The organism is Polaribacter sp. (assembly GCF_039939415.1).
GTDB lineage: Bacteria > Bacteroidota > Bacteroidia > Flavobacteriales > Flavobacteriaceae > Polaribacter.
In genome coordinates this window covers 209,364-222,646 of record NZ_JBDVJE010000048.1, presented here as the reverse complement: position 1 = coordinate 222,646, position 13,283 = coordinate 209,364, and the positions used below count along the sequence as shown (strand labels likewise).

The 13,283-nt window shown below is 28.7% G+C and carries 10 protein-coding genes; 3 read left to right on the top strand and 7 right to left on the bottom strand.

The genetic code is table 11. The features are described from left to right. Position 1: 1 nt before the first annotated feature. From ABJG40_RS08170 to ABJG40_RS08145, 6 genes are all read right to left on the bottom strand, one after another. On the bottom strand, positions 2–2,188 hold the full coding sequence (locus ABJG40_RS08170; protein WP_348024123.1) for a peptidase domain-containing ABC transporter: 2,187 nt from the start codon (positions 2,186–2,188) through the stop codon (positions 2–4). A 67-nt stretch (positions 2,189–2,255) separates the two neighbouring features. Beyond that, entirely contained in the window at positions 2,256–2,435 is a 180-nt protein-coding gene (locus ABJG40_RS08165) for a hypothetical protein (protein WP_348024091.1), read from the bottom strand. A gap of 270 nt (positions 2,436–2,705) precedes the next feature. Beyond that, positions 2,706–2,945 carry a hypothetical protein gene (locus ABJG40_RS08160; RefSeq protein ID WP_348024090.1) on the bottom strand — a complete coding sequence of 80 codons (240 nt, stop codon included), beginning with the start codon at positions 2,943–2,945 and terminating at the stop codon, positions 2,706–2,708. A 150-nt stretch (positions 2,946–3,095) separates the two neighbouring features. Further along, positions 3,096–3,284, bottom strand: coding sequence for a hypothetical protein (locus tag ABJG40_RS08155; protein ID WP_348024089.1), 189 nt, complete (start codon positions 3,282–3,284; stop codon positions 3,096–3,098). A gap of 119 nt (positions 3,285–3,403) precedes the next feature. Then, a complete protein-coding gene (locus tag ABJG40_RS08150; protein ID WP_348024088.1) occupies positions 3,404–3,616 on the bottom strand; it encodes a hypothetical protein in 213 nt (70 codons plus the stop codon). Positions 3,617–3,739: 123 nt separating this feature from the next. Then, positions 3,740–5,371: a vitamin K epoxide reductase family protein gene (locus ABJG40_RS08145; RefSeq protein WP_348024087.1), complete on the bottom strand. Its 1,632-nt coding sequence runs from the start codon at positions 5,369–5,371 to the stop codon at positions 3,740–3,742. Between the two features lie 696 nt (positions 5,372–6,067). Here ABJG40_RS08145 and ABJG40_RS08140 point away from each other — a divergent pair. Beyond that, a complete protein-coding gene (locus tag ABJG40_RS08140) occupies positions 6,068–7,603 on the top strand; it encodes a YifB family Mg chelatase-like AAA ATPase (RefSeq protein ID WP_348024086.1) in 1,536 nt (511 codons plus the stop codon). A 29-nt stretch (positions 7,604–7,632) separates the two neighbouring features. Then, positions 7,633–10,944, top strand: coding sequence for a T9SS type B sorting domain-containing protein (locus ABJG40_RS08135; protein WP_348024085.1), 3,312 nt, complete (start codon positions 7,633–7,635; stop codon positions 10,942–10,944). Between the two features lie 3 nt (positions 10,945–10,947). On the opposite strand, the gene ABJG40_RS08130 is transcribed toward ABJG40_RS08135, so the two are convergent. Further along, on the bottom strand, positions 10,948–11,790 hold the full coding sequence (locus ABJG40_RS08130; protein ID WP_348024084.1) for a DMT family transporter: 843 nt from the start codon (positions 11,788–11,790) through the stop codon (positions 10,948–10,950). Positions 11,791–12,092: 302 nt separating this feature from the next. On the opposite strand from ABJG40_RS08130, the gene ABJG40_RS08125 reads away from it, so the two are divergent. Beyond that, entirely contained in the window at positions 12,093–13,283 is a 1,191-nt protein-coding gene (locus tag ABJG40_RS08125) for a histidinol-phosphate transaminase (RefSeq protein WP_348024083.1), read from the top strand.

Sequence of the window (13,283 nt, the reverse complement as noted above, 5' to 3'; positions counted from 1 at the left end):
TTTATTTACCTAAATTCAATTGATTCTTTACCAAATGATAATAGCTTCCTTTTAATTTTATTAATTCTTTATGATTTCCTCTTTCTATAATCTTTCCCTTCTCTAAAACTACTATTTGATGTGCATTTTGTACTGTACTTAATCGATGTGCTATAACAACCGCTGTTTTGTCTGTAAAAAACGTGTTTAAATTCTCCATAATTACCTTTTCATTATTGGCATCTAAGGCACTCGTTGCTTCATCAAAAAATAAAAATTTTGGATTCTTATAAACAGATCTTGCGATTAATAATCGTTGTTTTTGTCCAGTACTTAATCCTGAACCTTCTGACCCAATTTTAGTATTATAGCCTAAAGGAAGACCTTCTATATAATCTGATATATTGGCAACATTTATAGCATGTGCTAGTTTTTCTTTGTCTACATAATCTTCTCCAACGGCTATGTTTTTAGCAATCGTGTCATTAAAAATGTAGCCTTCTTGCATTACAACGCCACAGTTTCGCCTCCATTCTCTAGGTGAAATGTTTTTAAGATTAAAATTATTAATCATAATATCTCCTGTATCAACTTGATAAAAACCTAACAGTAATTTCATTAATGTGGTTTTTCCACTTCCACTAACCCCTACAATGGCTGTGGTTTTATTGGCTGGAATCTCTAGAGACAAATCTTTTAAAACAGGTTCTAATCCTCCTGTATATCTAAATGAGATATTGTTTAATTTTATAGTGGCATTCTCTGGAACCTCTGTTAAATATTTATCTCCTGGTTTTTCTTCATCTTCCATATTATGGATTTCTCCCAACCTGTCTAAAGAGATTTGGGCATCTTGTACATCTCTCATAAAATTGATAAGCTGAACTATGGGGCCATTTAATTGACCAACGATATAACTTATTGCCATCATCATTCCTAAGGTTATATCTCCGTCTATAACTAACTTGGCGGATAGAATTGTAACAAACATATTCTTAAGCTCATTTATAAAATTAGATCCTACACTTTGGGTCTGTTCTAATGCTAAACTTTTTGTGGCTACTTTAAATAAACGGGCTTGTACATATTCCCAGTTCCAACGCATACGTTTCTCTGCATTGTGCAATTTTATTTCTTGCATTCCATTAATAAGTTCTATTACCTTACTTTGTTCTTGACTTACTTCTGAGAATCTTTTATAATCTAATTCTTTACGTTTTTTGAAGAAAAACAAAACCCATCCAAAATACAAAACACTTCCAATTACAAATACTGCAAAAATCTGTAGGCTGTAATAGCCTAAAACAAGACTAAAAATAATGAGGTTGAAAAATGAAAATAAGACTGTTAAAGAAGAAGTGGTTAGTATTCTTTCTATTCTTTTATGATCATTTATTCTTTGTAATAAATCTCCTGTCATTCTTACATCAAAATAAGATATGGGTAGTTTCATTAATTTGATAAAAAAATCTGATATTAAGGAAATATTAATTCGTGTACTTAAGTGTAATAGAATCCAACTTCTTATAATTTCTAAAGCTGCTTTACCTACAAATAAAAATAATTGAGCAATTAAAATTAAATAAACAAAATTTAAATCTTGATTTTTAATACCAACATCTACAACACTTTGTGTTAAAAATGGTAGTACTAATTGTAATAAACTTCCCGCTAGTAACCCTATTATTAACTGAACTACAAATTTCTTGTATTTAAACAAGTATTTAAAAATAAAACGAAAACCAAATTTCTCGTCTTCTTCAAATTCTGATTGATAAAATTTAGGAGTGGGTTCTATTAATAAAGCAATACCTTCTTCTGTATTTTCATCGGCATTATTACCGATCCAATGTTTTATAAATTCTTTTTTTGTAAAAGTGATTAATCCGTGTGCTGGATCTGATATATAAATAGTGTCTTTCTTAATTTTATAAACAACAACATAATGGTTTTTGTTCCAATGCACAATACAAGGCAAAGGTGCCTCTAGTAGCTTTTTAAAACTTAATTTTACACCTAAAGATTTAAAGCCTACAGACTCTACGGCTTCACTTAAACCTAGTAAACTACTTCCTTCTCTGGTTGTTTCACTTAAATTACGTAATTGTTGTGTGTTAATTAACTTACCATAATGTTTGGCAATAATTTTAATACACGTTGGACCACAATCTTTAGATTCGGTTTGTTTGTATGTTGGAAATTTTTTCAGTTTTTAGTTTTTAGTTTTTAGTTTTTAAATTTATAGGGTTAGACAAAAACATCTAACCCTTAAATTATTATTCACTCCAAGCAAAAGAACATCCTCCTTGTATACAAGCAACTGGACCTCCTGAATATAAAGGACTTAATCTACAATCTTGTTCGGTAACACAACTTCCTCCTAGACCTCCTTTAATGGATTTCTGCTCAACTTTGTTTAAAACTGTACCTACATTTAAAATTTGTTTTTTCATCATTCAAATATTTATAAATTATATTTGCAGTGAACATTTAAAGACACTCACTGTTTGTGTCTATTCTTCGCGAGAAAATATTGTTTACCAGATTACTAGTAATTGCTATGTATTAATTACATTTAGTATAGTATTTGGAAATTATTTTAATACATATTGATCCATAATCTTTAGACTCTGTTTGTTTATATGTTGGAAAATTTTTCAAGTAAATGTTATTATAGAAAAGGAAAAGTTAAAACTTCTCCTTTAAAAAAATTAAGAGATTATATTCTAAATCAAAACTGGGTCAAGTTCTTCACAATTTTTACCTTGACCAAGAGCAGAGCATTTTCCTGTTGCAGCATTCCATATTGGCTGATAGACATATCCAAGTCCTAAACATTGAGATTCAATAGAATTAAAAAGCACATAGCCACAAGCTTTTGACAAGTCTGGAATCCATCCTCCATTAATAGATTTTTGTTCTGCTTTATTTAAAGCTTTACCGATGTTTAAAATTTGTTTTTTCATAATAAATAAATTCAAAAAAAATTATATTTGCAGCGAACATTTAAAGACACTCACTGTTTGTGTCTATTCTTAATTATAGAGTGCTTTCTTTCATTTTAATATATATCCTAAAAATTGAAATTACGCTAATATTTATAACTATACTTTCTATTAACAAGTTTTCCAACCATATATACAAATACCTGAACAACAAACGGAAGGAACTGTATTTGTAAAATTACAATCATGGCTTGTATCACAGTTTTCTCCAAAAAAGGGTCCACCACCAATTCCTCCATTAATAGATTTTTGTTCTGCTTTGTTTAAAGCTTTGCCAATGTTTAAAATTTGTTTTTTCATAATTAAAAAATTAAGTTACATTTGCCGTGAACAATTTGAGACACTCACAGTTTGTGTCTATTCTTCTTAAAAATTAGGTGTCAAAAATTGACACCTAAAAAGACCGATTTCTTATTAAATTAAAAGCATGCGCAGTTTTCAGAAGTACCATATCCAAATGCATTAGGCTGCCAAATACCTCCTGTATTTCCACATTCGTTAGATGTGCAACAACTAGGGTCACCAAAATTAACTAGACAGTCGAAATTTATTGGCTTTGGACTTCCCCCAAAAACCTCTTTCTGTTCTGCTTTATTTAAAGCTTTTCCTAAATTTAAAATTTGTTTTTTCATAATTAATAAATTAAAAAATTATATTTGCCATGAACATTTTGAGACACTCACAGTTTGTGTCTATTCTTCGCGAGAGAATTTTGTTCTAAACGCAAAACCCATTCTAAAATGGGTTTTGCTATTTTAAGCCGTTTGTGCTTCTTTTATTTTTCCTATATTATTTATGTCTTCTGTACTACAACATTCTTCATATAAATCTTCTATAAAATAAATTAAATCGCTTCTATCATACTCTTTTGGAAATGATTTTCCGTTTATTAAAATTTCTGGTGTAAAATTAATTGCGTTTTCTTTACTCCACTCTTTTTCCTTTTCTAAGACAGAAATATAGGTCTGAGCTGTATCAGTTTCTTTCCGTTTGTCTAACCAATTTTTTGGAGAAAGTCCTCCATAAATTTCTCCCATTGCTGCTAAGCAATCTTCTTTACCTTTAATATTATAAATATCTAACAACCTACTTGTAATTTTTACTACATCACTTTCACGATCATCAATATTAATATTAAAGCGTATTGTAATTTTAACTTCCTTATTATATTTCTTTAAAATATCTTCGATTATTTGGTGTACTGGTTTACAATGACCACAGAACGGATTTGTAATTACAACAATAGATAATTTTGAAGTTTCATTACCAAAAACGATTTCGGAAGCACCTACTATTTTAGTTTCTATTTTTTGTGATTGGTGAAGCAATGTTGAAAAAAGATTGAAATTTCTCTTAAACTTAACAGCGTCAATTTTAATTTTCTTTCCATCTAACAATTCTATGTATTTAGGTTTTATATAACTCCAAATAGTAAAAATAAGACTAAAACTAAAGGATGTAATTATTAATTTATCAAACAAAAAAACAATGTTTGTTTTTTTTGTAAAAAAGAAAATACTTCCTTGCAACAATAAAATGCCTACTATACTTAAACATAAAAAACACCATTTTTTTACAATTTTATATTGATAATAGATTGAATATATTGTTATTGGTAAAGCTAAAAGACTAATAATGTAGACAATTTCTAAACTAATGTTTCCTATGGAAAATAAAAATGTAGAAATCGCTAATCCTAAAAAATAAATCAAGCTTAAATCACTTAGCTTATAGTTTTTAAAGATTGTAGCTCCTTTTGAAGATAAAACTGCATCACAATCTTTTTTCTCATTAGAAGAAGAGCAAAACGCATTCCCAATTGTGTTTTGAACACCCAGCTCTTGATTAAAAACAGAAATACTGATTACTGTACCAATTAGAGCTAATAAAAAATATATTGATGAAATAATTGTTGGTTTTGATAAAACAAAAACTACTCCTAATAAAACTATAGTTGAAAAATAGAAAACTTTATTTATTTGGTTGGCTTCAAATAGCTTTGATTTTTGATCTTCATTTTTTTCTACTACTAAAATTATTCCCGTAAATTTTTCTAAAAATCCACTCTCCGTTACTTTTTCTTTTTCGCTTGAAGAATTATAAATAATATAATCTAACTTTTCCCTTTCTATTAAAACCAAATCAGTCCCATTCACAGTATTAATTTGAGCAATAAAACAATCTGGTAATTGCAAAAGTGTTTCTACATTTATAGGAACCTCTGCAGCAACATTTTCTAAATTAAAATGATCTAATACTCCAGTAATAGCATGTAAACTGGGATAAGAAGGATGACTTTGAATTTGAAAAGAAAGTTCTTTCTTGTCAAAAGAAATTCTATTTTTTAATAACAAATTTTGTACTAACAAAAACAGTGTGTCTTTCATTATTTGGAAAGCTTTTTAATTAACATAGCAATTATTCTTTTCAAGAATTTTTTGATAAAAATTTATTTCATTTATACCGAAACATAAAAAATCATATAATAATTCTCTTTCACTGTAAATGTACAGCATTGTTTTCAATAAATTTATCACTAAAAATGGGGTATTTTTCCCCTCACTGAAAACAGTGAAGTAACTCACTGTTTTCAGTGAGGGAAAAAATTATCATTAAAATCTATGATTTTGTATTTATTCATAAAATCCTCAATAAAAAACAATCCGTACTATGAAAAAATACGCTTCTTTACTTTTAATTTTATTTGTTGTTAGTTTTTTGTTGTGAAAAACAAAAACTACCAACAATAATTTTATTCCAGTTAGTATATACACAACTTCTTTTTCTGTTAAAACAGACATTAACCCTTCTTATGCTTCTCTTAAGAAAAATTTAAACTTCAAAAATTATTATAAATTTTCTACTATTTCTTTTGAAGATATAGACAGTGGACAATTTTTAATTTCTGATAAAAATCTCATTACAAAGGCTACAATTTTCATCTTTGACGATTATAAAAGTTATAGAGATGAAAATCTTTTAAAAGGTTTTTTACAAAAGTACGATCCTACAAGATGGCAGCCCTGTAATTTTAAACAACCAAACCTTAATTAATTTTCTTTATCTTTAGAAAAAAGAAAAAAATGCTAGTAAAAGTCTATGGTTCTGCCGTTTTTGGTATAGAAGCCACTACAATTACTGTGGAAGTAAATATTGATAAAGGAATTGGCTATCATTTGGTAGGATTACCAGATAATGCAGTTCGTGAAAGTTCTTATAGAATTTCTGCTGCTTTAAACAACAATAACTACAAACTCCCTGGTAAAAAAATAATTATTAATATGGCTCCTGCTGATATTAGAAAAGAAGGTGCTTCTTATGATTTAACCTTAGCTATAGGGATTTTATCCGCTTCAAATCAAATAAAATCAGAAAACATAAATGAATATGTAATTATGGGCGAACTTTCTTTAGACGGAAGTTTACAACCCATAAGAGGTGCTTTGCCAATTGCCATAAAAGCAAGAGAGGAAGGTTTTAAACATTTAATTCTTCCGAAAGAAAATGCCAAAGAAGCTGCAATTGTAGATAATTTAGAAGTTCTTGGAGTTGATAATATTTTAGAGGTCATCAATCATTTTAATGGTGATAAAAAAATTGAACCAACAATTGTAGATACTCGTGCAGAGTTTTATAAAAACATAGATTTTCCAGAATTTGATTTTTCTGATGTAAAAGGACAAGAATCTATAAAACGTTGTATGGAAATTGCTGCTGCAGGAGGACATAATATTATACTCATTGGACCTCCAGGATCTGGAAAAACAATGTTAGCAAAAAGATTGCCATCGATTTTACCTCCAATGACTTTGCATGAAGCTTTGGAAACTACTAAAATTCATTCTGTAGTTGGTAATACTAAAAATGAAGGTCTTTTATATGCAAGACCTTTTAGAAGCCCACATCACACCATATCAAACGTTGCTTTAGTTGGTGGAGGACAATATCCAAAACCTGGAGAAATATCTTTATCACATAATGGTGTTTTATTTTTAGATGAATTACCAGAATTTAAAAGAGATGTATTAGAAGTAATGCGTCAACCTTTAGAAGATAGAGAAGTTACCATTTCTAGAGCAAAATTTACAGTTACCTATCCTAGTAGTTTTATGTTGGTTGCAAGTATGAACCCGAGTCCAAGTGGATTTTTTAATGACCCAAATAGCCCAATGACCTCTACTCCACAAGAAATGCAACGTTATTTGAGTAAAATTTCTGGTCCTTTGTTAGACAGAATTGATATTCATATAGAAGTAACCCCTGTTCCGTTTGCAAAATTATCTGAAGAACGAAAAGGAGAATCTTCTGTAGAAATTAGAAAAAGAGTTACTGCTGCTAGAGAAATACAATCAGAACGTTTTAAAGAGTTTGAAAACATACATTACAATGCACAAATGAGTGTAAAACAGATTCGTGAATTCTGTAAATTATCCGAAGAGAGTTTAACTTTACTTAAAACTGCAATGGAAAAATTGAATCTTTCTGCAAGAGCTTATGACCGTATTTTAAAAGTATCTAGAACCATTGCTGATTTAGCGAATTCTAAAAATATTTTACCAGATCATATTGCAGAAGCAATTCAATACAGAAGTTTAGATAGAGATGGTTGGTTGGGGTAATTTTTATACTTTTGTATTCTATGAAAAAATTGATTTTACCCCTTATATTATTTATTTGTTCAAACCTTTTATCTCAGATTACAATAACCCATAATATTGGAAATACACCTATAAAAACAGATTGGGAGTCTTGTGTTTATGATGAATATTGGGCTAGAACATTTACACTAGCTGACTTCGGAATAGAGACAACTGACCAATTTATTGTTAGATCTGGTCAAATAGCTATTAGTAATTCTTATAATGGAGCTAGATTAAATCTTAGGATTTATGCAATCGATTCTAACTTCCCTAATTCTACAGCAATTTATATTGGTGGAAGTTCTACAACTGCTCCAAAAATTGATGATACTCCAGAAATTATTCAAATAAACTTTAGTACTCCTGCTGTGATTCCTTCAAATACTGAAAGAATCTTAGTTGTAGCAACTCAATCAGATGATATTTACAATGCTGATTATAAAAAAGTTTTGATTGCAGGCACAGAGCAAGATAATGATATTTCTTGGTTTCAAGGGTGTAGAGAAATTTATACATACACCTCTACAGAGAACCTAAGCAAACCTGTTTTAAATGCTAATTTTTTTATTAATGTTACAGGAGAAAAACATAGTCTAATTAACACAAAAGAAAATATTACTTTATCTAATAATATTGGTGATGATGTTAAAAAAACACAAATGCATTCTTGTAGTTCAGCTTATCAATATTGGGCAAGGAAATTTGTGCTTAAGGATTTTGGAATAAATGAAAATGAAGAGTACATTATTAATAAAGGGTTTGTAGGTTTAAGTGCAGCAGATTGGAAACCTGATTTTAAATTTAATATTTATAGTATAGACGAAAATTTCCCTAATTCCTTTTCTGAATTAGATTTAATAGGCAGTAGTCAAACAAAAGAATTTCCATATTTTTCTTTTTCAGGAAATAATGCTAGAATTATGCTAATTGATTTTGAAACACCAATTGTGGTTCCTGCCGATGTAAAAATGATTTTAGTTGAAGTTCTCAAAGGAGTTTCGTACGGAAGCGCCACAGCTTTTATAGCAGGTACAGAAAATGATACAGGTGATTCTTGGTATAAAGGTTGTGGTTATTCAGGTAACTCAACAACGTATTACCCATTAAATTCTATGAATTTCTTTATTACCGTAAATGGTGAAGCAAAAACAATCTTCCCATTTGAAATTACAAACGACAACAATTGCAAAAACTTTTCAAACAATCTAAGTCTTACAAATCAATCTGAAATACAATCTGTAGTTTGGAATTTTGATGACCCAAGTTCTGGTACAAATAACACCTCAACATCTATAGATGTTTCTCATCAATTTTCATCTCCAGGAACCTATAATGTTACTGCAACAGTTGTTCATATAGATAACACAAGTTATACAATTCTAAAAGAAATAGAAATTTTTGATGCTCCAAACATCAATCCAATTGTAGAACTTAAACAATGTGACAATAGTGATATTAACGGTTTTAGTTTTTTCAATTTAAACGAAGTAAAAGAGAAAATTATCACAAATCCAGAAAACTATACAATCACTTTTCATGAAAAAAAAATTGAGGCAGAAAATAATGGAGTTTTTATAACAGATGTTACAACTTATGAAAACGAAACAGTAAGTGTAGATAAAGTTTGGGCAAGAGTGGAAAACGAAAATGGATGTTATAGAACAAGTGAAGTAAACTTATTTGTTTCTACAACTCAAATTCCTGCAACATTAATAAAATCTTTTTATCAATGTGATGATGGAACAAATACAACAGATGGAATTGCAACTTTCAATTTTAGTGCAGTTACTTCAGATATTGAAAACATTTTTCCTGCTAATCAACAATTAATTATCAACTATTATAAAAATGAAGCTGATGCTTTATCAGAAGAAAATCCAATTGCAGATATAACAAGTTACCAAAATATAGATTACCCAAATCAGCAAAATATATACATAAGAGTAGATAGCAAATTTGATAATGACTGTTTGGGTTTAGGTGCTCATATTTCTTTAAATGTTGAAAAAGTACCTATAGCAAATGTAGTAACAATAGATCCTGAATGTGATAATGATAGAGATGGATTTTTTGCTTTTGATACATCAAACATACAAAACACAATAATTGGTAATCAAACTGATGTTACTGTTAGTTATTATGATGAAAGTGGTACTAAACTTTCAAGTCCGTTACCAAATCCTTTTGTAACAAAATCACAAAAAATTACTGCTAGAGTAGAAAATTCTATATCCAAAGATTTAGATGGAAAATGTTATGAAGAAACCATTCTTAACTTTGTAGTAAATTCAGTTCCAATTGCAAACTCTATTGCTCCATTAGAAGAATGTGATGATGATTATGATGGTGTTTATAGTTTTGATACTTCATCAATAGAAAGTACAATTATTGGTAGTCAAACTGGTTTAATTATTACATATTTTGATGAAAATGATGTTGCTCTACCAAGCCCATTACCCAATCCCTTTAATACAAATTCTCAAACAATAAGAGTTCGTTTAGAAAACCCTATTTATGATATTTGTTTCGAAGAAACTACTATTAATTTTGTGGTAAGAGAAAAACCAACTGTAAATTTAATTACTGATGATATTATTTGTATGGGTAATAATTCTCAACTAGAAATTAAAGTAGAAAATCCTAATTCTGATAATTCTTATACATGGAGAGATGATAATAATAATATTGTTGGTAATTCATTTTCTACAACTGTTTTTAAAGGAGGAACTTATAATGTTATAGCTACATCAAAATATGGATGTGATTCTGATAAGGAGGAAATTGTAATAAAAGAATCTTCAATCTCAACTATTAATATAAATGATATTGAAGTGCAAGATGATTCTGATAATAATTATATCAAAATTAATACTTCTAATTTAGGTTTAGGAGATTATAAATTTAGACTTTTAGATACTAATGATAACATTGTTCAAGATTATACAGAAAATCCTTATTTTGATAATCTTGATGGAGGGCTTTATACTTTGGAGGTGAATGACATAAATAATTGTGGTTCTATAAAATTTGAAATTGCCTTAATTAGCTTTCCTAAATACTTTACTCCAAATAATGATGGTAAAAATGATTATTGGCAAATAAAAGGTATCAATAAAAGTGTATATAAAAGTGCAGAAATAAGTATCTATGATAGGTTTGGGAAACTGGTTTCTACCTTTAATTTAAATGAAAATGGTTGGGATGGAACCTATAATGGGAACGTTTTACCAACAAATGATTATTGGTTTAGTGTTGTTTTAATAAATCAGAAAGATGAGTTACAAAGAAAAGTTGGTCACTTTAGTTTAATAAGAAAATAATTTTTATCCTCTTTTTCTCTTCAAATAGATATTATAAAGTAAGCCAAACATAATTAAAAAGATTCCTAAAAGCGTCCAAAGGTTATAGATTTCATCAAACCAAAAAGCGCCAATTATAATCATAAAAACAACTTCAAAGTATTTTAACGGAGCAATTACATTGGTTTCGTGAGATTGCAATGCTTTTGTCATATATAACTGACCAACATACCCAAAAACACCTAAACTTAATAACAATAACCATTCTGTTAGATTAGGAGTTTTCCAGTAATTTACAGACATTAATCCTCCAAATACAAAAGCCATTACCATAAAATAATTGATGATTACTAATGGATTTTCTGAATCTCCAATTTTTCTGATAACCACAAAAATTAATCCTAAAAAAATGGCAGAAAAAACAACTAAAAGCAACCCAATTGAGTTCACATCAGAACCAAAACCTTTTATAATTAAAACTCCTACAAAAGCAATTAGAAATAACAACCATTGTATTGGTTTTATTTTTTCTTTTAAAAAAATGAATGCAAAAATTGCCGCAAAAATAGGCGATGTATATCTTAAAGAAACTGCTGTACCTACTGCTAAATAGTTTAAAGACATAAAAAAGCAGGTTAGAGAAACAACCCCAAATAATCCTCTTAAAAACAATAATTTCTTATTATTTCCTAAAATAGGAATTTTAGCTTTTAAAATTAAAGGTACCGTAAAACATAAGGTCCCTATAGATCTAAAAAATACTATTTGATATGCATTAAAAGATCCTAAATATTTTACAACAGCATTCATTAATGAAAATGCTATAACACTAAATATCATGTAAAGAATTGCTGTAGAGCTTTTCATAAAAGACTTTTACTTTATAATTTAAATTATAAGAATAATCAAAAATACCATAAAAAAGAAACTTTAGAAGTAAATAAGTAATTATCTTTTTTAAGAAACAACTCTCATCAAAAGAACAAAATTGTATTATATAATATTCAGTAATACTCTGTTTTTAATGATTTTTTGATTAAAAAAACCATTAAAAACAATAATAATTATCAAAAAAACAAAAAATTATGATTATTATTAAATATATAACACCTTAAAAAAGAATTAGTTTTTTAATTTAGTTGATGTAAATTCTTAACAAATTCAAACAAATGAAATCAACAAATATTAGTAGACGAGAATGGTTAAAAAAAGGAACATTGACTTTAGGTGCATTGGCTTTAGTTCCTCATGATATCTGGAGTAGCAATGTAATAGCAGCTCAAAAAGAAGGAAGAACTTTCTTATATAACTCTAATAATTTCTTTAATGAATTTACACCTCCTGTAGTAAAAGAAGAAAAAGCTTTAACCATATTAAGATCTAATGAAAACCCATATGGTCCGCCACCAAAATCTGCAAAAGCTTTTCAAGACGAAGTATTTAAAGGAAATAGATATGCATGGAAAACTTTAAGAGAATTAAAAGAGAAAATTGCCGAAAATGAAGGCATTCATACCAATCAAATTTTAATGGGACCTGGTTCTTCTGATTTGCTAGAAAAAGTTGCCATGGTTTTCTTTCAAGAAGGAGGTAACGTTATTAGTGCAGACCCAAGCTATATGTCTTTAATTGTGGTTGCAAAATCTGTTGGTGGACAATGGAAATCATACAAATTATTAGAAGACTCTCAGCACGATTTAGATGCTATGGAAGCTGGTATTGATGAGAACACCAAATTAGTGTACATCTGTAACCCTAACAACCCAACAGGATCTATAACAGACGCAAAAAAATTGAAAGATTTTTGTAGTAGAGTTTCAGAAAAAGTACCTGTTTTTGTTGATGAAGCGTACCTTGAATTATCTGATAACGGATTAAGAGATTCTATGAATACGTTAGTTGCAGAAGGTAAAAATGTAATTGTAGCCAGAACTTTCTCTAAAATACACGGTATGGCTGGTTTAAGAATTGGGTATGCTATTGGTAAAAAAGAAACGCTAGATATTATTAGCGAAATTACACGTGGTGGAATGGGAATAACAGGTCCTTCTATTGCAGCAGCAGCTACTAGTTTAAATAATCAAGACTTTTTAGATTCTTGTAAAACAAAAATTGCTGATGCAAGAGCTTATACAATGAAATATTTAAACAAAAAGAATTTTTCTTATTTACCATCAGAAACCAACTTTATTATTTTTGAAATTCCGATGGAAGTAAAAGAATTTTTAAAACAAATTTACGCTAAAAACGTTGCTGTAAAATCTTTTAAATTTTGGGATAAAAATTGGTGTAGAGTAAGTATAGGTACAATGGATGAAATGAAATTATTTACCAAAGCAATGACAGAAATTTTTGCCTAA